This window comes from Nonomuraea sp. NPDC049129 (genome assembly GCF_040648495.1).
In the GTDB taxonomy this organism is placed as follows: Bacteria; Actinomycetota; Actinomycetes; order Streptosporangiales; family Streptosporangiaceae; genus Nonomuraea.
This window is the reverse complement of the sequence record NZ_JBEZDU010000013.1, coordinates 295,863-319,335: the sequence shown is the minus strand read 5'-3', so window position 1 is coordinate 319,335 and position 23,473 is coordinate 295,863. Positions and strand designations below refer to the sequence as shown.

Genomic DNA, 23,473 nt, shown 5'->3' with positions numbered 1-23,473 from the left:
AAGCCGGCTCCCCTGAGCCCGCTCACCCGGGCGAGAATCCGACGATCTCGCCGGAGTCCACCTGCTGGAGGGCCGCGGCAACGCCGCGGACGACGCCATCAGCAGCCCGTCGGAAGACAGGACGATGGCGTGCTCGGCCTCCTTGACCCGGCCGATCAGATCATCGAGCAGCCAGTTCAGATCCGTGCCGGAACCAGGTGTCACGTCTCGCCTCCCGGTTGCTCTCCTTCGAGCCCGTCCATGATTTTGGCCGCTTCGGTCCTGCCCAGCCTGGTGCCCGACTGCAGAGATCCCATCATCGCGCGGATCTCTTCTGGCGAGCGTTCGTCATCGTCCTCCTCGGGGTTCGGTCGCGTGGCGGGCGCCTCGTCACGCAGGGCTGGGGCAAGGCTGGCCTGTGGCACCCGCAAGGGCAGGCCGGACGGGGTGAACTCGGCGGGGGGCTGATCCTGTGCGGGCTCCGGTCGCGCGCGCCTCGGCTCCGGACGGACGCGCTCCTGTTCAGACTCCGGGCGGACGCGTTCCCGTTCAGACCCCGGACGGACGCGCTCCCGTGCGGGCTCCGGTTCGGCGGGGTCACGGGGCGGAGCCACCGTCAGCCGGCGCACGTTCTCCGGAGCGGCCGTCCGCGCCGCCGTCGTGACCGCCTTCCTGCGGGGCAGCCGCGCCGGCTCATCGCCCTCCTCCGGCGCCTCTCCCAGCTGGACGAGCTCCTGGGGGATCAGGACCACGACCGTGGTCCCCCCGTACGGTGAGGACTTGAGCACGACCTGGATCCCGTGGCGCCCGGCCAGGCGGCTGACCACGAACAGTCCCAGGCGCGCGGTGCCGGTGATGCGGAACTCCGGCGGGTCCGCGATGCGCTCGTTGGCGGACTCCAGGTCCTCCGGCTTCATGCCGAGCCCACGGTCCTCGATCTCGACCACGTAGCCGTTGGCCACCAGCTGCCCGCGGACCTCGACGGTGGTGTAGGGCGGGGAGAAGGAGGCCGCGTTCTCGATCAGCTCGGCCAGCAGGTGGATGACGTCACCCACGGCGCGGCCCAGCAGCACGACGTCGCCCATCGGCATGAGCGTCACCCGGGTGTAGTCCTCCACCTCGGCCAGCGCGCCGCGTACGACGTCGACCATCGGCACCGAGCGGCGCCAGACACGGGCTGGGGAGGAGCCGGACAGCACGATGAGGTTCTCGGCGTTGCGCCGCATCCGGATGGCCAGGTGGTCCAGCCGGAAGAGCTCCTTCAGCTCCTCGGGGTCCGTCTCACGCCGCTCCATCACGTCGAGCACGGTCAGCTGCCGGTGCACCAGGCCCTGGGTCCTGCGGGCCAGGCTGAGCAGGATGTCGCGGATGCTGCGCCGCAGCTCGGCCTGCTCGGCGGCGACGCTGACCGCTGTGCGCTGCACGGTGTTGAACGCCTGGCCGACCTGCCCGATCTCGTCGTCACCGAAGTCCAGCGACGGGGCCTCGCGCGCCAGGTCCACCTCCTCGCCGTGCCCGATCCGCTCCACCAGACGGGGCAGCCGCTCGTCGGACAGCTCGTGCGCGGCGTCACGCAGCTTCTTGAGCTGCGCCAGCAGTTGCCTCGTGGTGGTGATGGACAGGACGATGGAGGCCACGACGGCGACCAGGCCGAGTCCGCCCGCCAGGAGCAGCCGGAGCAGAACCCCGATGGCGCCGGGAATGGCCCTGGCCACCAGCCGGTCGCCGCCGTCGGCGATGACCTTCTCCAGGCCCGCGCGGGCCGGTTCAGCCGCGGCCCGCCACTCGGCGCCGGTCACGGGCGGCGGCAGGCCCGTGTCGACCTGCTGGATGAGCCGCTGTTCCAGCGCGCGCAGCTGCGTGGTGGACTTGGACTTGAGCCACGCGTCGTATTCGGCCTTGTCCTCGGTGGGGAGCTGGCGGGCGGCCTGTTCCAGGTTGAAACGGGAGACGCCGGCGATCTGCACGAAGTCGGTGTGTTCGGTGGCGGTGAAGGCGCCTCTGGCCAGGGCCCCGGCGACGAGCGAGTCCTCGCGGGCCAGGTACTCGCTCGACCGGCTCACCAGCAGGACCGTGCGGGCATCCTTGGCGATCTCCTTGTCGTCGAGCGAGGCCACACCGTCGAACATGCGGTAGAGGGCGTCGATGATGTCGTTGTAGGAGGCGGCCGCCGCGCGGCGATCCGGCCGGCCGCCGTCGATCGCCTTCCTGACGTTCTCCAGGTCGGCCAGGCTGCGGTACGCCTCGTTCAGACGCTGGGTCAGCAAGGCGTCGGCGGCCAGTTCGACGCTGGAACTGGTGGCCGACTCGATGAACTCGGCGCGAGCGGCCGTGGTCTTCGAGCGCTGCTCGCGTACGGCCCGGTCGGGCATCCGTGTGCCGGAGCCGAGGGAGACCAACGTGAGGCGTCGCTCGCGTTGCAGCTCGGCCAATAACCGTTCGGCCGGCTGCACCGCTCCGCTGTCGACAGTGGTGGCACCGATCAGGTTCACACCTTCGCGCAGCGTCACCCAGGCGGCGAACCCCCACAGTGCGACCAGCGACACCAGTAGGGCGGTCACTTTTGTCCGCACGCTAGAGCTACGGAAGCGCATATGAAGCCATCCTGCAGGAATTATTGCGTAAAGCCCGGAGTCAGAGCATTGATGAGCTTCTTGAATGCCCGAGCACGCGGCATACCTTAGCAACGCCGCAAAGTGTACTCAAGCCGACGCAATCAGTGGAAATACTGTTATGCCCTTATTGTCCTATCAAATTCACTTTGCTGCCCAGATGGAGTGCGGCCAGGACGGCAGCTCTTACCACGGCGAAAGGACTGTAAAGGTCCTTGTCATGCCATAGAGGCGGATAGTCTGGCCCGTTGTTCGCGTGGAGCAGGTAGGCGTGCCCTCGAGAGGCGGCTTGCTCGTAGCCGATGTTCCTGGCCGAACCGGGAAGCAGGAGCGCCTGGACGGCGTAGGCGGTCTCCTCGATCGTGCCTTCCCAGCGGCCCCACGAGCCGTCGCTCCGCTGGGTGGCCAGCAGCCAGTCACGCGCCCTGGCCACCGGCCGGGCCCGGTCTTGCCCGCCATACTCGCTCAGGGCCAGCACACAGCTCACCGTGGCGTAATAAGGGGAGGCGTGCCAGCGGTCGTCCCAGCTCCCGTCGGGCTGCTGACGCTCGGCCAGTAGCGCGCCCAGGCGTGCCATGACCGGCCGATAGGAGCCCGCCCGCTCGGGCCGGGCCGTCGTGTACGCCCCGAACGCGTCGAGCACGTGCGCGTTGACGCTGATGGAGAAACCGTCCTCGCCCGGCCAGGTGCAGAAATGCGCTCCCGTGTCGAACGCCATCAGGATCTCCGGGTCGTACGGCATGCCGAGCCGGGCCAGCGCGTGCAGCGCCACCGACGTCGTGTCGGCGTCGGCCGGCAGCCCCGGACCGGCGGGCGTGCCCGAGGGGCCCATCGCCGCCCTGAGGTCGGCCACCATCTCCGGCGGCACCTCGACCGGGACGCCCGCCCTGGCCAGATAGCTCAGCACCCAGCCGCGCTCGAAGACCGTGATGGGCAGCCCCACCGGGACCGGGCCACCGTAGCGAGTCGCCACGGCCTCCAGGTGGGATCGGGCCTGGGTGGCGTCCAGGAGCGCGCCACCCGGCCGGTCGGGGGCGTGCCGCAGGACGCTGCCGAGCCAGGCGGCGGTGGCGGCGGGCGAGGCGCCGATCGTGCCGATCGCCGTCGGCCGCACCGCGCGGGCGCCGCCCGCGTCCGGGCCGGCCACCTCCAGTGCGTGCAGCAGCTTCTGCGGCAACTCCGCGCCCGACGCGACCGCCTGCCTGATGCGCTCGACGCGCGAGTAGTCCATCCCCGACGGCAACGGCAGTGGTTCGCCGGGGTGATGGGCGTTGATGAGAGTGATCAGGAACGGGACGATCAGCTCCACGGCCGGCATGTCCGGCACCTCGACGGGGCGCGACAGCCAGCCGCGCAGCGCGTCGAGCCCCTTGCGCGCGGCCTGGCCGAGGTGTTCCCCGCTCGGCGGGGTCTCGCGTCGTGAACCGTTTTCCGGGCGTTCGGCCTGTGCGCTGAACAGCGCTTCCGTGGCGCTCAGGGTGGGAACGAGGCCGTAGCCGTCGGGTGCCCCCCACGAGCCGTCGGCCCGCTGCGTGGCCAGCAGGTAGTCGATCCGCTCCCGGTGGCCGGTGAGCCAGGGGGCCAGCGTGACCAGGCGTCCTGTCTCGTAGATCGACGCGGAGACCTGCCCCCACGGTCTGGCCATCAGCGTGGCGACCAGCTCGTCGGCTTCGCGGGCGTAGTTCACAGCTCACCCCAGTAATCAGACATGCCGTAGAAGCCGGTGTTGAAGGTCAGCTGCCGCTCCAGGTAGTACGCGGCGCGCGGGCCGGTCGCCCGCAGTGGCCGGATCAGTTCGGCGGCCCGGGCGGCGATCCCGGCCATGCGCTCGCTCACGTCGGCAGGTCTGATGCCCAGCGTGAGCGCGTTCGCGTCGCCCCAGCGGGCCTCCCTGTCGGCCGTCGCCAGGTCGTTGAGCAGCCGTAGGTAGCGCTGTACCTCTTCGCCGGCCCGGCTGGCCGGTTCGAGCGGCTCGCCGGTGGAGATCCAGTGCGACAGGTTGACGAAGGACGAGCCGGTGCCGGCCGCGTTGTCCAGGTACTCCTCCAGGCCGGGCCGGGCTCCGGCGGCGCGCCAGTCCCACTCCTTGGCCATCGCGGTCAGCATCCGCGCGAGTTGGTCGCGCCAGGCGGCGTCTGCCGGTTCGTTCTGGAAACCGTCACGGGATCCGTCGCGTCGCCGACCGGCTTCCTCGGGATCGTCTGGGAAGCCGTACCGGAGGCCGTCGCGGAGGTCGGCGAGGAAGCGGGTGATCGGGCTCAGGGGCGTGGCGCCGCCGGCCACGTCCAGGCAGTCGCCGACCAGGGTGGTGACCTCCGCGCGTGATTCGGCGATGTGGTCGATGCGCAGGTCGACGGCGAACACCCACAGCGCCGCCCGGCTGACCGCCCGGAGCTCGGCGGTGCTGGCCCAGGGCGAGCCGAAGGCGCTGACGAGCCCGAGGGAGTGGAAAAAGCCCGCGTCGAACGGCCGGGCCGGGAAGAGCTCGCCGTACCGCCGGGCATGACGGGACAGGTCACGGGCGCACTCCACGGCCAGCGCGCACGTTCTGCCCAGCTCGGCGCCTGTTGGTGGACCGGTCGGTGGGTCAGCCGGAAGGCCGGTCGTGGAGCCGGTTGGGGAGCCCGTTCGGAAGCCGGCGCCCGTCTGGACGCCGGTGGGGGAGTGTGTCATCGGCGGCCGACCGGCACGAGCGTCATCGACAGGCCGGTGGCCGGCCGCAGCGTGGAGGCCGGCCGGGGAGTGACCGGTCCGCCGGCGTCCAGCACCGGCCGGTATTTGCTGAGGACCCCCGCCACCAGCAGCAGCGCTTCCATCATGAACAGGTGCGGCCCCAGGCAGACGTGCGGCCCGGCGGCGAAGGGGAAGTAGGCGTAGCGGTGCCGCCTGCCCCCGCCATGAGCCTGGTCCGCGGGCGCGAACCGTTCGGGCAGGAAGTCGAGCGGCCGCTCCCACCAGTCCGCCAGCCGATGGGTCAGGAACGGGCTGAGCACGACGGTGCTGCCCGCCTCGATCCTGATCCCGTCGATGACGTCGTCCGCGTGGGCCGTACGCGGCAGGATCCAGCCCGGCGGGTAGAGCCGCAGCAACTCCTCCAGGAACATCCGCAGGTACGTGAGCCGCGGCAGGTGGTCCGTGGTGACCGGCCCGGCGCCGACGACCCGCTCGACCTCCTCGTACACCTTCGCCGCCACCTCCGGATGGGCGTCGAGCACCGGCCACACCCAGGTCAGCGCGGTGGCGGAGGTCTCGGTGGCGGCCCCGTGGATGGCCACCAGGTCGTCGCGGATCCGCCGGTCGCCGTCGGCGCCCACGTCGCCGTGGCGGGCCCGGCACAACGCCGAGACGACGTCGCCGTCCTCCTGCGCCTGCGTCCGCGCGTGGCGGATCGTCGGATACACGACGTCGTCGATGGTCCTGATGGCCCGCTTGAACGCCCGGTCGCCGGGCAGCGGGAATCCCTGGGGCACGAACGGCAGCAGCAGCCGGATGGACCTGGCGGTGACGCCGGTGTCGTAGGCGGGCGCCAGCCGGTCGACGTCCGCCGCGGGGAGCTTGGCGCCGAGCAGCAGTCGCACGATGGTCGGGTGGACGATGGCCGACACGCTCTCGGCGATGTCGAACGGCCGCCCGGGGACCATGACGGTCTCGATCAGCTCGGTCATGATCCCGGCCATCCGCCCGGCCAGCGAGTCGACGTACTTGGCGGTGAACAGGGGCTGCAGGATTGCCCTGCTGTCGGCCCAGGTGGGGCCGTCGGACAGGATGCCGTTGCCGATGAGCGGGGCGAGCGGGTCCCAGAACATGCCTTCGCGCAGGTAGTTGGACTGGTTGCGGCGCAGTACATGCTGGACGTGGTCGGGGTGGGTCACCAGGTAGGGGCGGAACGGGCCCATGTTCAGCCGGACGAGCTCGCCACGGGCCCGGTCGCTCGCCTCCTGGAAGGCGCGGACGGGGGTGCGCGCGTGCCTGGCCAATGAGCGGAGGAAGGGCAGGGTCCTGGCTGCGAGGCCTGGGGCGCTGGCTGCCACGTGCTCCTCCATCGCCCCGTCTCACATGACGGACATTCCTGACAAAAGTAAGCTATCGCGTGAAGTATCACATGATCGTCAGGGAAGTTTCAAGATCGAAGCCAGGTGGGAGCTCCCGATGAGTTGTGGCCGGTTCCCCGTGGTCAGGCCGGTCGGCGACGTGGTCGCCCGCTGCTCGATCCGGTTCGGCCGGTCCGAGGCTTGTCGAGCGACCCGGCGGTCGTGAGGTGGTCAGGGGCGGGAGGCTTCGTCCAGAAGGCGTAGTTCGTCGGCGGTCAGCGTGAGCGCGGCCGCCGTGAGGAGCGGCTGGAGCTGCCTGGCGTCGCGGGCGCTGGAGATCGGCGCGGTGATCGTGGGCTGGGCGGCGAGCCAGGCCAGCGCCACCGCCGCCGGCTCGACGTCGTGCTCGGCGGCCACCTTGGTGAGGGCCTCGATCGTCCGCGGCCCGTGCTCCGTCTCCAGGTATTTGGCCGCCTGTCCCGCGCGCGGGCTGTCGACCGTAACTCCTGGGGCGTACTTGCCGGTCAGGAAGCCGCGGGCCAGCGTGGAGTAGGGGGTGCTGGACAGCCCCTCCGCGGCCACGACGTCGCGCAGCCCGCCCTCGTAGTCGCGCTCCATCAGGCTGTACTGCTGCTGCAGCGCGACATACCTCGGCAGACCCTCGTCGTCGGCCACCCGCAGCGCCTCGGCCAGCCGTTCGGCGCCGTAGTTGGAGGCGCCGATGTGGCGGATCTTGCCCTCCTCGATCAGCTGCCCGAACGTGGCCAGCGTGTCGGCCAGCGGGGTGTCCTTGTCGTCGACGTGCGCCCAGTAGAGGTCGATCCGGTCGGTACGCAGCCGGCGCAGTGAGTCCTCGACGGCGGTACGGATGGTCGCGGGCGCCAGGCCCTTCACGCCCTCCAGCATGCCGACCTTGGTGGCCAGCACGATCGAGTCGCGGTTGCCGCGCTCCGCCATCCACTCACCGATGATCGTCTCGGAGGTGGACTCGCCGGTGGCCCAGTAGGGGTAGACGTCAGCTGTGTCGATGAAGTTGCCGCCGCCCTCGATGTACGCGTCGAGCACCTCGAAGGACGCCGCCCGGTCGGCGGTCCAGCCGAAGACGTTGGTGCCCAGGCATATCGGGAACACGGACAGGTCCGTAGTGGCGATTGATCTCAACTCAGAAGATCTCATCCGGCTATTATCCGCGCATCGAAAGGGGAGGCTTCGATGGCACCCCGGTTACGCGGCTGCCTGGTCGTCGGCGGCCTTCTCGTGGTGGTGGCGGTGGCCGTACTGCTCAATCGTGGTCGTGAGCCCGCCCCCCGGCCGGCTCCGTCGAGCGGCGCGCGGGCGGGCGAGGTGGCCGAGGTCGTCGAGGAGAAGCGGCTCGACGAGCGCAGGATGGAGCTGACGATCAGGTCGCCGGCGCTGGCCGGCACGACGAAGGTCAGGCTGCTGCTGCCCTCGGGATGGGAGTCGCGGCGCGACTGGCCGGTGCTCTGGCTGCTGCACGGCGGCCTCGACGACTACGCCTCGTGGACCGCCAAGACCGACGTCGACGCGCTCACCCGCAACTCCGGGCTGATGGTCGTCATGCCCGACGGCGGCAAGTGCGGCAGCTACTCCGACTGGTGGAACGGCGGCGACGGCGGCCCGCCGCGCTGGGCGACGTACCACCTCAAGGAGTTGCTGCCGCTGCTCGAATCCCGCTACCGCGCCGGGCGGGAGCGGGCCGTCGCGGGCTACTCGATGGGCGGTCAGGGCGCGATGCTGTACGCCGCCAAGGGGTACTTCAAGGCCGCGGCCTCCTTCAGCGGAGCCGTGCACATCCTCGAACCCGGCGTGCCGCAGGCCGTCATGGCGGGCACCACGATCGGCTGCTTCGGCACCGACTGGAAGCGCGTCTGGGGGGATCCGGCCGCGCAGCGCTCCGTCTGGCGCGCCCACAACCCCTACGACCAGGCCGGGAAGCTCAAGGGGGTTCAGCTGTACGTGGCCGCGGGCGCGGGCGACCTGGTCGAGGACCTCGCCAACCGGGCCGCACGGGCGTTCGCGGGGCGGCTTGAGCGGCTGGGTGTGCCCGTACGGACGCATTTCTATCGCGGCGGGCACAACCACGAGTCCTGGCAGCGGGAGCTGCACCGGGCCTACCCCATGCTCAGCCGGGCCATCGGCGCCCAGTGAGGATGTCGTCGACTTCCGTGCCCTTACCAGGGGCTACAGGGGGACGCTAGGGTGCGGCTGTGGAGGTCGGTGACGCGCGGACGCGCATTCTGGACGCGGCGGAGGAGCTGTTCGCCGGTGGCGGTTACGAGGCCACGCCGACCGCGGTCATCGCTCGGCTGGCCGCGGTGCCCAAGGGGCTGATCTTCCACTACTTCCCGCGCAAGATCGACGTCCTGGTGGCGCTCATCGACGAACGCACGCTGGTCGAGGAGGGGCACGAGGTCGACGCGGTGCCCGGCGACCCGGCGGGCACACTGTCGCGGCTGGCCCGCAGGCTGCCGCTGCGCGCCTCGCCGGCGATGCGCCGCATCCTGTTCCGCGAGGCCGACACGCACGGCTCGGTCAAGGAACGGCTCGGCCGGCTCAACGGCGAGCTGATCAGCCGGGCCAGGTTCGCGCTGGAGCTGGCGCTACCGGGCGCTCGGGGCGACGCGGCCCGGCTGGAGGTGGCGGCGGCCACGTTCGCGGCCGTACTGCTCTACCAGGAGAACCTGTGTCAGCTAACCGGCCACCAGATCGATCCCGACGCGGTCGCGGAACTCATCGCCCACTCGCTCGTCTGACAGCTCGTCGAGGGCCGTCTCCAGGTGGGAGAGCAGCCCCCACACGTCGTCCATCCGCTCGGGGCAGGCCACCACGCCGAAGTCGAGCATGCCGTCGTAGGAGAAGCAGGTGATGTTCACGCCGCCGCTCATGTCGGTCAGCACCGACAGCGGGTAGTACGACAGGACCCGTCCCCCGCACAGGTACAGCGGGAACTGCGGACCGGGCACGTTGCTGATGATCAGGTTGATCGGCGGGAACGTCACCGAGGCAAGCCGGAAGATCGCCGGAGTCGCCAGGCTGGTGATGGGCGCGGGCAGCAGCGAGCACAGCTCGTTCACCCAGGTGGGCGGCGCCAGGGCGAAGCGCCGTTTGGCCGCGCTCATCGTGGCGCCGACGGCCCGCAGGCGTCGCACCGGGTCGGCGACGTTCGTGGGCATCGGGGCGATCATGGCGGAGATCTGGTTGCCCACCGTCTCCCCGGCGCCGGCCGTACGGACCGCGACGGGGACCGCGACGACCAGCGGCTCGTCGGGCAGCGCGTTCCGCTCCTCCAGCCACGACCGCAGCGCCGACGTGCACAGGGCCATCACGATGTCGTTGACGCTCATCCCGTTGGCCTTGGCCACGCTCTTGACATCCTTGAGCGAGACCGACCCGAACGACAGATGGCGCCGCCCGCTGATCGGCCCGTTGAACGGCGTGCGCGGGACGGTCAGGCCGGGCAGCTCGGGGCGCCGCGTGTCGTCGCCGACGACGAACCTGGCCGCCCTGGCGATCAGCCGCGAGCCGGGAAGGGCGGAGGCCAGGGGGATCGCGTCGAGGTCACCGGCCGCCTTGACCACCGAGCGCATGGCGCGCATGGGGTGGGTCGCGGTCTGAACGGCGGCGGCGGCCAGCATGCCCACCAGGCCGGGCGCCTGCCCTTCGGGGACCAGGTCCAGCGCCTTGCCCGGCGTCTGGTCCGTCTCGTGTGGTGTTTGGTCCGGCCGGTTCGCCTGGTGCGGTGTGCGGCCTGACCGGCAGCCGGCCGGCAGCGGGTCGCAGGCGTCGGGGGAGAGGTCGAGCAGGGTGGCGAGCGTCTCCGCGCCGGAGACGCCGTCGATGGCCGCGTGGTGCACCTTGGTGTAGACGGCGGCCAGGCCGTCGGCCAGCCCGTTGATCAGGTGCATCTCCCACAGCGGATGGGCCCGGTCGAGCCGCCGGGCGTGGATCGCCGCCACCGTCTCGGCCAGCTGCCGCTCGCCGCCGGGCGGGAGCAGTGTCGTCTCGAACAGGTGGTTGCCGATGTCGAACTCGGTGTCGGGCACCCAGTAGGGCCGGTCCAGCCCGAACGGGACCTCCGCCAGCCGCAGGCTCAGCGCCGGCGACAGATGCAGCCGCTCCAGCAGCAGGGCCGCGAGATTGTCACGGGTGACACGGCCCTCGGAGGGGTCGAGGATCGCCAGGCCCGCCACATTGGCGGCGGTGGTCGCGGATTCGACGTTGAGGAACTGGGCGTCGAGTGCGGTGAGCTGGCGCATCTGCTCTCCCTTTCTCACGGAATCTGGCCACCATCACATGCGAGGATTGCCGCGACGTTTCCGCGAGAGTCTTCCAGATGAATTCGGATGCGCTGTGCCATCATTTAGTAAATGCGCAGCTCACCCCCGATCGGTGACAATTCCCTATCCGTGGACAACGGAAACGGGGTGCCGCACGACAGCGTCGAAGTGATATCCGAACGGGTGGTGCGGCGTCGTCAGCGGCTGCGTCTCGCCCGTCTCGTCGGTCGCCCTCGCCATCAGCTCGTACGACCCCGGCCGCCGGGGCGTCCAGCCGATGTGCCACGGCAACCAGGCGCTGACCAGGTGCGGGCCGTGGTGTACGGCCCGCCGCCAGCTCAGCCCGCCGTCTACGCTGACCTCGACGCGGACGATCCGTCCCCGCCCCGACCACGATCTGCCGTGCAGGATGTGCGGCCGGCCGACCACCAGGCGCGCATTCCACGCCAGCTCGAAAGCGCTCTTCACCGGCTGGGTCGTCACGTCGCGGTAAAAGACGGTGTTCCACGGGGAAGTGAGCTCTCGGGTCGCCACCTCGATATCACCCAGCCATTTGATCGACGCTATTCCCACCCAGCCCGGCACCACCAGGCGTACCGGAAATCCGTGGTCGGGCGGGAGCGGCCGGCCGTTCATCTCGTACGCGACGAGCACGTCGGCCATGGCCTTGTCGACCGGGAGCGGCCGGCGTACGTGCCCGTAGTCCTCGAACGGCGCGTCGAGACCACTCGGCAGCAGGTCCACGGCATCGGGCCGCAGTCCCGCGTGCCGGAGCAGGTAACTGAGCGGCACCCCGCGCCACCGCGCCACCCCGATCGCGCCCAGTCCCCACTGCGTGCCCGGGGCCGGGTTGCGCTGCTGCGTCGCGTACAGGCGTCGGCCGTTCCCGGCGCACTCGATCGCGACGTCGACGGTGCGTGACGGCATGGCACGGAGCTGGTCGTAGTCGTACTCGCCCGGACATCGCAGCCCGGGCCCGTGGAGCCGCAGCCGCCAGGTCGTGGGGTCGATGCGGGGCGTGTACGTATGATTTCGCACGAAAAATCGGTCTATAGGGGTGTGGTATCCCTGCCCGGCCATGGCTTCCCACCGCATCTCGGCGCTGCCGTCGTGCACGGTGAACAGCTGGGCCGGCAGCAGTTTGACGATCGTCGCAAGAGCTTGCTCCATGGGCCGCTACCTCCACAGCATGTATTTCCTACAGGGAAACCATTTAATCGCTGTGGCGGAGTCCGTGCCAGGCTGGCGCCACCACCTTTCCAGGTGATGGTGAATCGCGCAGGAGGCGTCATGAGGTCGCGGGGGAGGTCGCCTGGTTTCCGTGCAGGCCGGCGTGGCGCATCTGCTCGCGGTAAGCCGCTTATCCCGTGGAATAAGCGGGCACGGGGGACAAGGAAGATGAACCGGGCCAGGTTCGGCGCTGGGCGGGGGCCGCCGTCGAGCCTGACATCGTCGATCAGCTCTGTCGATCAGCTCTGTCGATCAGCTCCGTCGCCCAGCTCGTGTCGCCTTTCACAGCGCGGTGCCGGTCTCCTCGGCCAACCTCTGCAGGAGGCGGTCCTGGAACGCTTCGTCGTGGACGGCGTGATGCGGCTGCAGCCGCTGGCGGTGGTACCAGTAGCCGCCGGTGGTCAGGGCCTCGGGTTCGTCGCTGGAGGCGAGCCATTCCTGTGTCTGGTGGCCGAGCTCGAGATCGTCCGGTGCGCTCGGTCCGCCCATCCTCGTCGGCACCCAGCCCGGATCCACGGCGTTGCTCGGCACCCCGGGACGCAGGCGAGCTACGGCGGCCGCGAGCGTGGTGACGAACAGCTTGCTGTCGGAGTACGAGCCGGCGCTCTGGCCTCGCCAGTCGACTCCGGTGAGCGACGGGCGCCCGTCGAAATGCGAGCTGCTGCTCAGGTACACCAGACGGCGCGGCCCACGCACCAGGGCCGTGAGCAGATACGGTGCGATGATGTTGACCGGCATGACCGCGGGTCCGCTCCACACGCCGGCGTTGTGGATGACCGCGTCGAGCGGCTCCGCCTCGTTCAGCTCGGCTGCGATGCGCCGGACGGCATCACGCTCGGTGAAGTCGCCCACCACGAGGTGTGCCCCACGCTCGACCAGCGCGTCGAGGCCGGCCGCACGCTCCCGGTTGCGGGCGTGCACCACCACGTCGTGTCCCGCGGACAACAACGCATCCGCCGCGGCACGCCCAAGACCGTCCGCGGAACCGGTCACCAGGATCCGGCTCAAGAGTTCACCACCTGCTTTCGTCTCGGGGCTCAACCTGAGAAGACCTGCTTCGCGGTCGTGATCGCGGTCATGGCCTTCGGCCAGCCGGCGTAGAAGGCGAGGTGGGTGATCGCCTCGATGAGCTCGGTCTCGGTGACGCCGTTCTCCTTGGCGCGCCCGAGGTGGAAGCGGAGCTGATCGGCGTCGCCGCCGGCGACGAGGGCGGCGACGGTGATCAGGCTGCGGTCGCGGGCGGCCAGCTCTGTACGATTCCACACGTCCTCGAACAGGACGTCGTCGGTGAGCTCGGCGAGCTTCGGCGCGAAATCGCCGATCATGCGGCGTCCGCCGCCGATCTGCCGGGGTTGCTCGGTCATCGAAGATCCTTTCGCTGGCCGTCCTTCGGCCCTGCGGCGCGGCGGCCGCTGCGGAACCGAGACCGGAACCAAGATCGGGACCCGGAACCCAGACCAGGATCCGGGACCCGGAACGGAGACTCGGGTCCGGGACTCGGGCCCAGACCCGGATCCGGGACCCGGAACCCAGACCCGGACCCGGAACCGGAACCCAGACCCGGAACCGGACCCGGACCCGGAACCCAGACCCGGAACCGGAACCCAGACCCGGAACCGGGTCTGGGTTCCGGGACCGGGATCGCCGGTGTACCTCGGCACTGCTGCTGTCGGAGCGGGAAGAAGGACGGGTTTACCTGGTCAGTGGCTGCGGGCGCGGTTGTACTGCTCGTCGGTGACCGGCTCGTTCCAGGTGGTTTCGGTGCTGCCGTCGCCCGCGCCTTCCCACATGGCCAGGTGCTCCATGAAGCGGTCGGGGGTGGCGCCGTGCCAGTGCTCCTCGTTCGGGGGGCAGCGCACGGTCTGGCCGGGATGGGCTTCGAATACGGTGCCGTCGCGGGTGCCGATCAGCGCGACGCCGGACACGACGTGCAGGGTTTGGCCCAGTACGTGGGAGTGCCAGTGGGTACGGGCGCCGGGGGAGAAACGGACCATGTTGGCACGCATCCGGGACGGCTCCTGGCCCGCGTAGATCACGTCGAACCAGACGTCGCCGGTGAACCAGTCCGCGGGGGCCTTGGTGGTGGCCTGCTGTTTGACGAATTCCATGGTGTTTCTCTTAGACGTACGAGGTTGTGAGCTGTGTCAGGTGTGGGCCAGGCCGGGCGGCGTCGACCTGCGCGAGGAGTTCGGTGCCCTTTCAGGTAACCGGCTTTACGTCCAGGCAAACAGGTCCTGTCGAAAGGTGTACTGGCAGTACCCCCTCGGTTGGAGTCCCGTTGGCCGAGGTCAACGGAGCGGCGGCAAGTTTTGGGCATGGCATGGGGCCTCGACATCTCGACCTTCACGGGCGGACTCCTAGCGTGGATTTCAGGTACACAGCGAGGGGGCCGCGATGTTCATCCAGGTCATTCAGGGACAGGTCGGGGACGTTGGCGAGATGCGGGCGGCGTTGGACCGATGGCACGCCGAGCTCGCGCCAGGGGTGGACGGCTGGCTCGGTACGACGGCCGGCGTGACAGACGACGGCATGTTCGTGAACACGGTGCGTTTCGAGTCGCAGGAGGCGGCGCGGCGCAACAGCGAGCGGCCGGAGCAGGGTCAGTGGTGGGCCGAGACCCAGAAGCTCTTCAGCGGCGAGGTCACCTTCCACGACTGCGCCGAGGCGTACACGTATCTGAAGGGCGGGTCCGATGCGGCGGGGTTCGTCCAGGTGATGCAGGGCCGGGTCCGGGACTTCCAGCGGATGCGGGAGATCACCGCCCAGAGCGAGCGGGACATGGCCGCATTCCGGCCCGACCTCATCGGCGGGTTCGCCGCGCTGCACGGGGACGGCGGATACACCGAGGTCGCGTACTTCACCTCTGAGCAGGCGGCCAGGGACGGCGAGGGCAAGGAGCTCCCGGCCGAGATGCGGGAGCTCTTCGAGCAGTGGAAGGACCTGTTCGACGGCGAACTCACCTACTTCGACCTGCGCGACCCGTGGCTGTATTCGCCCCCACAGGCCGCTTGAGCTTCCCGCAGGGCGTGGCTGATGGGCTGCTTGCGCAGGCTCTCCGGGTCCGCCGTTCGGGGACGCTGATGGGCTAGGTTGAGCTCAGGGTGAATGATCGGGTGCTCGATTGGGGACGAGGGAGTCGAAGGTCTCGCCGGTGTTGAGGTGCTGAATGAGGGACTCCAAGCCCTGCCGATCCCCGTTGGCTCGGAGCCAGCGGTCTACTTGGCAGGCGGCCTTGGCATACGTGTTCGTATCCTTGCTGGCCGTACTCAGCCACTCGTCTAAAGAGACGGGCAACGGAGCGGTCGGTAGGACCAGACAGCGGTCGCCGGTCGTTCGCGGGGCGAGGTAGCGGGGGTCGTCGGAGACGACTACGGCGAGGCCCTCGTCGAACCACTGCGGGACCTCTGCCCCGGAGGTGAGGCGGGTGTGGAGCTCGACGTGGGACATCTCGTGTGAAGCGATCACTGCGTCGAGGCCGCGAGGCGACAGCATTACGGAGCGGTTCAGAACGGCGATGCCACGCTCCTTGTGGCCGCCGATGTGCTGGTAGCACTCCTCGGTGGCGCAGATGAGCAGGCTGGGTGAGCTCTTTCTGCCGCCGTAGAAGGTGTCGACCCTCTTCGTGGCGGCGTCAACCGTCTGGCTGACCTGTGAACGTTGCTGGGGCGATAGGTCGCGCTCGATGTAGACACCGGGGCGGAGCTCAGTCAGGCCGTAGCAGCCGGGGCACGTCGTGGCGGCCACGGAGGGGTAGGCCACCGCCACGCCGGCGACGGCGGCGACGAGCAGCACGGCCAGCGCTGCGAGAGCCCGGGTCCAGATCTTGCGGGCTCTCGATCGCTTGGGCGCCGGTGGCATGATCGCCGTCCTTTCGTGGGGTGAAGGTGGGACTACTTTCGCGTAATCCGTTGGTGGCCACATCCACCTGTGGGTGGTCATTCTCCGGGTGGACTGCCCCGTCTTGTGATGACTCCTCAGCCGCCGGAGGAGTGGGTCAGGGACGGCTCGCCGTTCACGTTCGTCACTGACGGTGTTGAGGACGTTCACCGATGGTGTTGAGAGTGCGTTGGCGCGGGCTCGGGCGGTGGCCGGGGATCGGGGCGTCGCGATCGGTGGCGGGGCCGATATCGGACGGCGGGTTTCTACGTGCCGGGCTCATCGACGACCTGCGCATCCAGACCTGCGTATCCATCTGGCGCCCGTACCAATGGGGGAAGGGATCAGGTTGTTCGAGGTCGGGAGCGAGCAGGTCCGGCCGCACCGGACTCAGGTGCCCGGGTCTCCGTTCGCCACGCACCTGAGGTTGGAGGTGGCGAAGGAGTCGCGCGGCGCGGCGGCTCAGGGGGTGTCTTGAGAGATCACTGCGCCTGAGCCCGTTCCGCGCGGGCGATCGAGCGATGGCCGCGCCTGTCGGCTGAGGAAGGCGAGCAGGTGATGGCCGCGCCTGTCGGCGACGAAAGCGAGCAGGCGATGGCCGCTCCTACCGGCCGAGGAAGGCGAGCAGGCGCTCGAGCGGCCAGGTGTTGATGACGTCATCCGTGGTCAGCCAGGCGCGCTGGGCGATCCCGATGCCGAACCGCTGGTTGGCCAGGTGGGGGATGGCGTGTGAATCGCTGTCGATCGAGAACTTCACCCCGTGGTGCTTGGCCAGGCGGACCAGGTCCGCGGGCAGGTCCGAGCGGTCAGGGAAGGAGTCGATCTCCATGGCCGTCCCAGTGCGGCCGGCCGCGCGGAAGACGGCGTCCCAGTCGGCGTCCACCTGCGGGCGCTTGCCGATCTTGCGGGTGGTCGGGTGGCCGATGATGTCCACGTACGGGTTTTCGCAGGCGGCGATGAAGCGGCGGGTCATCTCGTCGCGGGACATGCCGAAGTGCGAGTGGACCGAGGCGACGCACACGTCGAATTCGCGGAGGATCTCGCCGGGCCAGTCGACGGAGCCGTCGGGGGCGATGTTGAGTTCGGTGCCGTGCAGGATCCGCATGTCGGGATATTTCTGTTGCAGCTCCGCGACCTGCTGCCGCTGCTCCAGCGCCTTGTCCAGGGTCATCCGCTGCATGGCCAGGTCGGGGGCGTGGTCGGTGACGGCGTAGTAGAGGTAGCCGCGGGCGTGTCCCGCCGCCACCATGTCGGCCAGCGAGGCGATGCCGTCCGTCAGGTTGGTGTGCGTGTGCAGGTCGCCCTTGAGGTCGGGGAGCTGGAGGAGATCCGGCAGCTCGTGGCGGAGCGCGGCCTTCACCTCGCCGCCGTCCTCGCGCATGGGCGGGGGTACGAACTGCATGCCGAGCGCGGCGTAGATGTCCTCCTCGGACTCCGAGGCGATCACCGTCTCACCCTCGAACAGTCCGTATTCGGAGAGCTTCCAGCCCTTCTTCACCGCCATCTCCCGGATGGCGACGTTGTGCTCCTTCGAGCCGGTGAAGTATTGCATCGCCGCGCCCCACGACTGGGCCGGCACCACGCGCAGGTCCACCTGAAGGCCCGACGTCGTGCGGATCGACGTCTTCTTGTCGCCCGCCGCGATGATCTCCGCGACATAGGGCTGGGCGCGGAAGTCCGCCATGATGGACTCGGGCGCCACGGCCAGGATGTCGATGTCGCCGATCGTGTCCTTCATCCGCCGCAGTGACCCGGCGTAGGCGATCCGCTCGGCCTTCAGCGAGGCCATCACCTGCTCGGCCAGGGACATGGCGACGCCGATGTGCACCCGGCGGCCCGACTGCTCGAGCTGCTCGATGCCCTTGAGGAGGTTGGCGAGGGTCTTGGGGCCGAGCCCCTTGACGCCGTCGAGCCGCCCGGAGGTGATCGCCTCGCCGAGGGCCACGGGCGAGTCGATGCCGTAGTCCTCGAACAGCATGATCGCCGTCTTCGGCCCCAGCGTCGGCACGCGGGTCAGCCGCCGCACCCCTTCGGGCACCCGCCCGCGCAGGTCGTCGAGCTGGCGGAAGCTCCCGCGCTGCAGGAACTCCTCCATCTTCTTGGCGATCGCCTCGCCCACGCCCGGCACACTCCGGACGTCGGCCACCGAGATGTCCTCGGGGAACCCGGCGATCGCCTTGGCGGCCTTCTGGTAGCTCCGCACCCGGAACGCGTCGCCGCCGGTCAGCGCGAACAGCTCCGCGTATTCGGAGAGCGCCGCCGCCGCATCATCGTTAGCCCTAGCCATGGAGCCAGCTTAGGGATCCCCTCCGACAAACGGCGAGGCCGATGCGCGCGACGGCGGCGCGGGGCTACATACGCACTTCGCGCGGCCGGTAAGGCTCCGCGAGGGAGGCCAGGTCCTTGTCAGAAAGCGACACCGACACCGCGGCGAGCGCGTCGTCCACATGGCCCGGCTTGGTGGCGCCCACGATGGGGGCCGTGACGGTCGGCTGCTGGAGCACCCAGGCCAGGGCGATCTGGGCGGCCGGCAGCTCGTGCTCGCGCGCGAGCTCCGCCACCCGGTCAAGGATGAGCCGGTCGTTCTCGGGGTCGTAGAGGGCGTCGATGCGCGCGTCGGAGCCGGCCCTGGTCGTCGACTGGGCCGCGCCCGCGCGGGCCAGCACGCCGCGCGCCAGCGGGCTCCACGGGATCACGCCCACGCCCTGGTCGGCGCAGAGCGGGAGCATCTCCCGCTCCTCCTCCCGGTAGAGCAGGTTGTAGTGGTTCTGCATGGACACGAACCTGGTCCAGCCGTTCTCCCGCGCCACATGCTGGGCCTTGGCGAACTGCCACGCCCACATCGACGAGGCCCCGATGTAGCGGACCTTGCCCGCCTTGACCCCGTCGTGCAGCGCCTCCATGGTCTCCTCGATGGGCGTCTCGTCGTCCCACCGGTGGATCTGGTAGAGGTCCACGTAGTCGGTGCCCAGCCGGCGCAGCGAGGCGTCGATCGCGTCGAAGATGTGCTTGCGCGACAGGCCCCGGTCGTTGCCTCCCTTGCCCATCGGGAAATAGACCTTGGTGGCCAGTACGTAGTCCTCGCGCCTGGGGAAGATCTTGCGTAGCAGGTTTCCGGTCACGACCTCGCTCTCGCCGGCGCTGTAAACGTCGGCTGTGTCGAAGAACGTGACCCCACCGTCGGCTGCCCGGCGGACGAGCGGTTCGGCCTGGTCCTCGGGCAGCGCCCACTCCTGCCTGGCCGGATCCCCGAAACTCATCATGCCGAGGCAGATGCGCGAGACCCGCAGGCCGGTGTCACCAAGTCGTCTGTAATCCATAGCGGCAACCCTATGACGACGTCACGCGGCCTAAGTCAGGCGGGTGCGGGCAGAAAGTTCTGCTCGAAGCCGACATTGCGCTTTACAGAACGCGGTACATCGGGTCGATTGGAGAGGGACAACGGACGGTTCGGTGCTCGTGACGCAGCGCGACGGGGGACAAGTGAATGGATTAGGAAGCGAGCCGGCTCCTCGGCTGCGTCTTCTCGGCGACATTCCCTCTTCTCCTCTGGACATGGCCTGGCTGACCTTGATGGCGGGGCTGCTCACCGTGACGGTTCCGGTGCAGGCAGAGCTCGCCGGCTCGGGATTCTCGCCGGCGGCCTCGGTGGCCTTGCTCCTCCTGCTGGCCGTGCACGCCCAGTTCGTGCTGGGGACGCTGGCCGGCAGGACCGGGGGGTGGTGGCTGGTCGGCGTGCAGGCCTGGCTGACGTACGTGCCGCTGGCCCTGTTCGGGGCGGCGTGGACGCCGATGTGCGGGCTGCTGGCCGGCGCGCTGCTGGTGGTGGCCGGGCGCATCAGGTCGGCCACGCTGGTGGCGCTGGCCGTGTGCTGCGGGCCGGTCCTGCTCGCGGCTCCCCATGAAGGGCTCGCCGACCGTGGGTGGGCGCTGGCCGCCCCGGTGCTCGGCCTGATGGAGTACGCCCTGGTGAGCCTGGCCGTGCGGGCGCAGTGGCTGGCCTGCGCCAGGACCGACGCCATCCGTACGACCGTGGCGCTCGAACGCCGCCGCTTCAGCAGGGACCTGCACGACCTGGTGGGCCACCGGCTCACCGCCCTGGTGCTGAAGACGCAGCTCATCGATCGGCTGGTGGACGAGGAGAACGAGAAGGCCAAGCTGGAGGTCGGCGAGACCCTCGAGCTGCTGCGCACCCTGGCGGGGGACGTACGGGCCGTCGCCCACGGCGGGCGGCGCTCCTCGCTGGAGGTGGAGATGAGCTCGGCGCGCGCCCTGCTTGAGTCGGTGGGAGTGCGGTGCCAGATCCGGGTGGCGTGCCCCGACCTGCCCGGTGACGTCGCCGACGCGCTCACGCACGCCCTGCGCGAAGGCGTGACCAACGTGCTGCGCCACGCGGAGGCGCGACAGTGCGCCATCCAGCTGCTCGAACGCGACGAACTGGTCCGGTTGTCGATCAAGAACGACGGCGTCCACCCGGTACGCAGGGCGGGAGAGTCGGGCCAAGGGCTGATGAACCTGACCGAGCGGATGGCCGATGTGGGCGGCTGGCTGGAGATCACCGCGGTCCGCAGCGGGCAATTCACCTTTTCGGTATATGTGCCCCAGATAAACAAACGTGTGAAATTCACAAATGCCTATGAGGTAAGCACACCTCGATAATGTCGTGTGTTACTAGACGCCTTGTCCGTGCGTTGCCATTCTCTTATTGACAACGCACGGGAGGTCGCACCGGATGGACCAGTATGAGCTGTACTGCCTCGCGGACGGTCGTTTCTACGACACCCTCGAGCACAGCACCGCCGAGGACGCCGACTTTCCCATCGCGCACCGGCCGGTCCCCGAAGGATGGCTGCACGAGGCGACGGAGACCTGGTGCTATTACGCGCCGGGCGGAGTGGCGCCCCTGCCCTCCCAGGGCTGGAAGATTCACGTCTCGGCCCGCGTGGACGACGCCGAACGGGCCTTGGCGGCCGTCTGGGACTATTGCCTGCCCCGCGGGATCGCGTTCAAGTTCCTGCGCGGCCTGCCGGTCCTGGTCATGCTCAATTCCAAGGCCGCGTCCAGGGCGTCGAGCGGCAAACTGGTCACCATTTATCCCAGGGACGAGAGCCAGCTCGAACTCGTTCTCAAAGAGCTGCACGAACTCCTGCGCGACGTACGCGGCCCGTACATCCTGAGCGACCTGCGCTACGGCGAGGGACCGCTGTTCGTCCGCTACGGCGGCTTCGCCGAGCGGCACTGCCTGTCCGGCGGCGAGCGGGTGCTGGCCGTCGAGGACGGCGGGGGACAGCTCGTGCCCGACGTGCGGGGCGCCACGTTCTCGGTGCCGCCCTGGACCACGCTGCCCGAGTTCCTTGAGCCTCATCTCGCCGCGCGCAACGCCGTGACCACGACCGGCCTGCCGTACGAGATCGAGAACGTGCTGCACTTCTCCAACGGCGGCGGCGTCTACCTCGCCCGTGACCAGCGAACCGGTGACCGGGTCGTGCTGAAGGAGGCCAGGCCGTACGCCGGGCTCGACAACGCGGGACGGGACGCGGTGGCGCGGCTGACGCACGAGCGCGACATACTGAGCCGCCTGGCCGGGCTGTCCGCGGCGCCGGAGCTGCTCGGCTACTTCACCCTCGGTGAGCATCACTTCCTGGTGCAGGAGTTCGTCGACGGGACCACGCTGCAACGCCGCCTGGTGCACAGATACCCGCTGACCCGCGCGACGTGTACGCCGGACGACCTCGCCGGCTACACCGACTGGGCCCTCGACACCCTGGACCGGGTGGACCGGGCGCTGGCGTCGCTGCACGAGCGCGGCGTGGTCTTCGGCGACCTGCATCCCGACAACATCCTGCTGACCGAGAGCGGCCGGGTCGTGCTCATCGACTACGAGGTGGCCACGCTCGCCGAGGAGGGCGGCCGCGCCGCGCTGGCCCATCCCGCGTACGCGGCGCCGGCCGACCGTCGGGGCACCGACGTCGACAGGTACGCGATGGCCTGCCTGCGGCTCGGGCTGTTCGCCCCGCAGTGCACCATCATGCTGCCGTTGCACCGGGCCAAGGTCGCGCACCTCGGCGAGATCGTGGCGGACACCTTCACCCGCGAGATCGCGCCGGCCGTGTCCACGATCGCGGGCGACGACCGCGACGACGGCGAGATGCGCGCCCTGCCGATGCCCGGCAGCGCCACCTGGCCCGAACTGCGCGCCGCGATGTGCCGGGCCATCCGGACATCCGCAACACCCGGCCGCGACGACCGGCTCTTCCCCGGCGACGTGGCCCAGTTCCAGCCGGGCGGCGGCCTGAACCTCGCCTACGGCGCCGCCGGCGTCCTGTACGCCCTGGCCGCGACCGGAACCGGCCGCTTCCCCGAGTACGAGAGCTGGCTGCTCGCGCGGGCCAAGCGCCCGGTGTCCGGCTCCGGCCTCGGCTTCTACGACGGCCTGCACGGCATCGCCTACACCCTCGACCTGCTCGGCCACCGGCAGGACGCGCTCGACGTGGTCGAGATCAGTCTGCGTGAGAAGTGGGACGGCCTGGAATCGGCCCTCTTCTCCGGCCTGTCCGGCATCGGGCTGAACCTCTTCCACCTGGGCGAGCCCGAGCTGGAACGGAGCGCGCTCAAAGCGGTCGACATCTGCGCGGACCGGCTCGGCGGCGCCGACGACGTCCCTGAGCTCAGTGGCGGCACGAATCCGCGGGCCGGGCTCATGTACGGCTCCTGCGGACCCGCCCTGCTGTTCCTGCACGCCTATGAGCGCACCGGTGACGCGGCGCTGCTCGACCTGGCCGCCGTCGCGCTCCGGCAGGACCTGCGCCGCTGCCGCGCGGCCGAGGACGGCTCACTCCAGGTGAACCAGGGCTGGCGGCTGCTGCCGTACCTGGACGAGGGGTCCGTCGGGATCGGCCTGGTGCTCGCCCGCTACCTGGCGCACCGGGAGGACGAGGAGTTCGCCACCGCGCTGCGTGATCTGCGACTGGTCGCGCGGTCGGGGTTCTTCGTCCAGCCGGGGCTGTTCACCGGGCGCGCGGGCATCGTCGCCGCGCTCGGCTGCGGGCTCGATGGTCCTTCTGAGGCTCAGATCAAGGGTCTGCGCTGGCACGCGTTGCCGTACGGCGGAGGCCTGGCCTTCCCCGGCGACCAGTTGCTGCGCCTCTCCATGGATTTCGCGACCGGAACGGCAGGCGTCCTGTTCGCCCTCGGCACAGTGATGGGCGAACAGCCGGGACGCCTGCCCTTCCTCGAGGCCGCCGCCGACCGGCGGCCTGTCTCCAACCAGTCCCAGAAGGAGGTGTAAACCATGGTACTTCTCGACCTGCAGGGTCTCGAGACCCCGGCCGGCAGCGATGTCGCCAGTGGCGGCAGCACTCTGACCGCTCTGACGTGTCACTCAGGCCACCCGAGCAACCTCAGTGTCGCACTTTGTCACTGATCACATTAGCGCCGATCCCCGCGT

Annotated in this window: 20 protein-coding genes; 6 read left to right on the top strand and 14 right to left on the bottom strand. The window is 69.8% G+C overall.

The window, feature by feature from the left end; translation table 11 throughout:
* The 6 genes from AB0B64_RS36065 to AB0B64_RS36040 all read right to left on the bottom strand — a co-directional run.
* On the bottom strand, positions 1–204 hold a 204-nt coding region (locus tag AB0B64_RS36065), incomplete at its 3' end, for a roadblock/LC7 domain-containing protein (RefSeq protein WP_358183056.1).
* Positions 201–2,540 (bottom strand): nitrate- and nitrite sensing domain-containing protein, encoded by a 2,340-nt coding sequence (locus AB0B64_RS36060; RefSeq protein ID WP_358183053.1) that lies wholly within the window; start codon positions 2,538–2,540, stop codon positions 201–203. The genes AB0B64_RS36065 and AB0B64_RS36060, both read right to left, overlap by 4 nt.
* Positions 2,541–2,718: 178 nt before the next feature.
* The gene (locus AB0B64_RS36055; protein WP_358183049.1) at positions 2,719–4,278 is read right to left on the bottom strand and encodes a prenyltransferase/squalene oxidase repeat-containing protein; all 1,560 of its coding nucleotides are present in this window, start codon (positions 4,276–4,278) and stop codon (positions 2,719–2,721) included.
* Positions 4,275–5,264, bottom strand: coding sequence for a terpene synthase family protein (locus tag AB0B64_RS36050; protein WP_357951171.1), 990 nt, complete (start codon positions 5,262–5,264; stop codon positions 4,275–4,277). The genes AB0B64_RS36055 and AB0B64_RS36050 overlap by 4 nt, the downstream gene beginning before the upstream one ends.
* Positions 5,261–6,622, bottom strand: a complete 1,362-nt coding sequence (locus AB0B64_RS36045; protein ID WP_358183046.1) for a cytochrome P450 — start codon at positions 6,620–6,622, stop codon at positions 5,261–5,263. The genes AB0B64_RS36050 and AB0B64_RS36045 overlap by 4 nt, the downstream gene beginning before the upstream one ends.
* 231 nt (positions 6,623–6,853) lie before the next feature.
* The gene (locus AB0B64_RS36040; protein WP_357951177.1) at positions 6,854–7,798 is read right to left on the bottom strand and encodes an aldo/keto reductase; all 945 of its coding nucleotides are present in this window, start codon (positions 7,796–7,798) and stop codon (positions 6,854–6,856) included.
* Positions 7,799–7,834: 36 nt separating this feature from the next.
* On the opposite strand from AB0B64_RS36040, the gene AB0B64_RS36035 reads away from it, so the two are divergent.
* Together AB0B64_RS36035 and AB0B64_RS36030 are read left to right on the top strand one after the other, a co-directional pair.
* Positions 7,835–8,791 carry an alpha/beta hydrolase family protein gene (locus AB0B64_RS36035; protein WP_358183041.1) on the top strand — a complete coding sequence of 319 codons (957 nt, stop codon included), beginning with the start codon at positions 7,835–7,837 and terminating at the stop codon, positions 8,789–8,791.
* A gap of 59 nt (positions 8,792–8,850) precedes the next feature.
* Positions 8,851–9,396: a helix-turn-helix domain-containing protein gene (locus AB0B64_RS36030; RefSeq protein WP_357951183.1), complete on the top strand. Its 546-nt coding sequence runs from the start codon at positions 8,851–8,853 to the stop codon at positions 9,394–9,396.
* On the opposite strand, the gene AB0B64_RS36025 is transcribed toward AB0B64_RS36030, so the two are convergent.
* From AB0B64_RS36025 to AB0B64_RS36005, 5 genes are all read right to left on the bottom strand, one after another.
* Positions 9,334–10,899 carry a wax ester/triacylglycerol synthase family O-acyltransferase gene (locus AB0B64_RS36025; protein WP_357951185.1) on the bottom strand — a complete coding sequence of 522 codons (1,566 nt, stop codon included), beginning with the start codon at positions 10,897–10,899 and terminating at the stop codon, positions 9,334–9,336. The genes AB0B64_RS36030 and AB0B64_RS36025 overlap by 63 nt on opposite strands.
* Before the next feature lie 144 nt (positions 10,900–11,043).
* Entirely contained in the window at positions 11,044–12,090 is a 1,047-nt protein-coding gene (locus AB0B64_RS36020; RefSeq protein WP_358183037.1) for a sulfite oxidase, read from the bottom strand.
* 342 nt (positions 12,091–12,432) lie between these two features.
* A complete protein-coding gene (locus AB0B64_RS36015; protein WP_357951190.1) occupies positions 12,433–13,158 on the bottom strand; it encodes an SDR family NAD(P)-dependent oxidoreductase in 726 nt (241 codons plus the stop codon).
* A 29-nt stretch (positions 13,159–13,187) separates the two neighbouring features.
* A complete protein-coding gene (locus AB0B64_RS36010) occupies positions 13,188–13,514 on the bottom strand; it encodes a carboxymuconolactone decarboxylase family protein (protein WP_357951193.1) in 327 nt (108 codons plus the stop codon).
* Positions 13,515–13,850: 336 nt separating this feature from the next.
* Positions 13,851–14,258 (bottom strand): cupin domain-containing protein, encoded by a 408-nt coding sequence (locus AB0B64_RS36005; protein ID WP_357951195.1) that lies wholly within the window; start codon positions 14,256–14,258, stop codon positions 13,851–13,853.
* A gap of 286 nt (positions 14,259–14,544) precedes the next feature.
* Between AB0B64_RS36005 and AB0B64_RS36000 the strand changes: the two genes are divergently transcribed.
* Positions 14,545–15,162, top strand: a complete 618-nt coding sequence (locus AB0B64_RS36000; protein WP_357951197.1) for a hypothetical protein — start codon at positions 14,545–14,547, stop codon at positions 15,160–15,162.
* 84 nt (positions 15,163–15,246) lie between these two features.
* On the opposite strand, the gene AB0B64_RS35995 is transcribed toward AB0B64_RS36000, so the two are convergent.
* From AB0B64_RS35995 to AB0B64_RS35985, 3 genes are all read right to left on the bottom strand, one after another.
* Positions 15,247–16,008: a hypothetical protein gene (locus AB0B64_RS35995; RefSeq protein WP_358183033.1), complete on the bottom strand. Its 762-nt coding sequence runs from the start codon at positions 16,006–16,008 to the stop codon at positions 15,247–15,249.
* A gap of 622 nt (positions 16,009–16,630) precedes the next feature.
* Positions 16,631–18,313, bottom strand: coding sequence for a DNA polymerase/3'-5' exonuclease PolX (polX, locus tag AB0B64_RS35990; protein ID WP_358183030.1), 1,683 nt, complete (start codon positions 18,311–18,313; stop codon positions 16,631–16,633).
* Between the two features lie 64 nt (positions 18,314–18,377).
* Positions 18,378–19,346 carry an aldo/keto reductase gene (locus tag AB0B64_RS35985; RefSeq protein WP_358183027.1) on the bottom strand — a complete coding sequence of 323 codons (969 nt, stop codon included), beginning with the start codon at positions 19,344–19,346 and terminating at the stop codon, positions 18,378–18,380.
* Positions 19,347–19,581: 235 nt separating this feature from the next.
* Here AB0B64_RS35985 and AB0B64_RS35980 point away from each other — a divergent pair, with 235 nt between their 5' ends.
* From AB0B64_RS35980 to AB0B64_RS35970, 3 genes are all read left to right on the top strand, one after another.
* Positions 19,582–20,685, top strand: coding sequence for a histidine kinase (locus AB0B64_RS35980; RefSeq protein ID WP_357951208.1), 1,104 nt, complete (start codon positions 19,582–19,584; stop codon positions 20,683–20,685).
* Positions 20,686–20,758: 73 nt separating this feature from the next.
* Positions 20,759–23,314 carry a class III lanthionine synthetase LanKC gene (gene lanKC / locus AB0B64_RS35975; RefSeq protein ID WP_357951211.1) on the top strand — a complete coding sequence of 852 codons (2,556 nt, stop codon included), beginning with the start codon at positions 20,759–20,761 and terminating at the stop codon, positions 23,312–23,314.
* Positions 23,315–23,317: 3 nt separating this feature from the next.
* On the top strand, positions 23,318–23,449 hold the full coding sequence (locus tag AB0B64_RS35970; RefSeq protein WP_225289749.1) for a SapB/AmfS family lanthipeptide: 132 nt from the start codon (positions 23,318–23,320) through the stop codon (positions 23,447–23,449).
* Positions 23,450–23,473: the final 24 nt, after the last annotated feature.

Bases quoted from the DNA above. Each gene is read 5' to 3' on its own strand.
- AB0B64_RS36050 (WP_357951171.1), bottom strand. From the start codon at position 5,264: ATGACACACTCCCCCACCGGCGTCCAGACGGGCGCCGGCTTCCGAACG.
- AB0B64_RS36040 (WP_357951177.1), bottom strand. From the start codon at position 7,798: ATGAGATCTTCTGAGTTGAGATCAATCGCCACTACGGACCTGTCCGTG.
- AB0B64_RS36035 (WP_358183041.1), top strand. From the start codon at position 7,835: ATGGCACCCCGGTTACGCGGCTGCCTGGTCGTCGGCGGCCTTCTCGTG.
- AB0B64_RS36025 (WP_357951185.1), bottom strand. From the start codon at position 10,899: ATGCGCCAGCTCACCGCACTCGACGCCCAGTTCCTCAACGTCGAATCC.
- AB0B64_RS36020 (WP_358183037.1), bottom strand. From the start codon at position 12,090: ATGGAGCAAGCTCTTGCGACGATCGTCAAACTGCTGCCGGCCCAGCTG.
- AB0B64_RS36010 (WP_357951193.1), bottom strand. From the start codon at position 13,514: ATGACCGAGCAACCCCGGCAGATCGGCGGCGGACGCCGCATGATCGGC.
- AB0B64_RS36005 (WP_357951195.1), bottom strand. From the start codon at position 14,258: ATGGAATTCGTCAAACAGCAGGCCACCACCAAGGCCCCCGCGGACTGG.
- AB0B64_RS36000 (WP_357951197.1), top strand. From the start codon at position 14,545: ATGTTCATCCAGGTCATTCAGGGACAGGTCGGGGACGTTGGCGAGATG.
- AB0B64_RS35995 (WP_358183033.1), bottom strand. From the start codon at position 16,008: ATGCCACCGGCGCCCAAGCGATCGAGAGCCCGCAAGATCTGGACCCGG.
- polX (WP_358183030.1), bottom strand. From the start codon at position 18,313: ATGGCTAGGGCTAACGATGATGCGGCGGCGGCGCTCTCCGAATACGCG.
- AB0B64_RS35985 (WP_358183027.1), bottom strand. From the start codon at position 19,346: ATGGATTACAGACGACTTGGTGACACCGGCCTGCGGGTCTCGCGCATC.
- AB0B64_RS35980 (WP_357951208.1), top strand. From the start codon at position 19,582: ATGGCCTGGCTGACCTTGATGGCGGGGCTGCTCACCGTGACGGTTCCG.
- lanKC (WP_357951211.1), top strand. From the start codon at position 20,759: ATGGACCAGTATGAGCTGTACTGCCTCGCGGACGGTCGTTTCTACGAC.
- AB0B64_RS35970 (WP_225289749.1), top strand. From the start codon at position 23,318: ATGGTACTTCTCGACCTGCAGGGTCTCGAGACCCCGGCCGGCAGCGAT.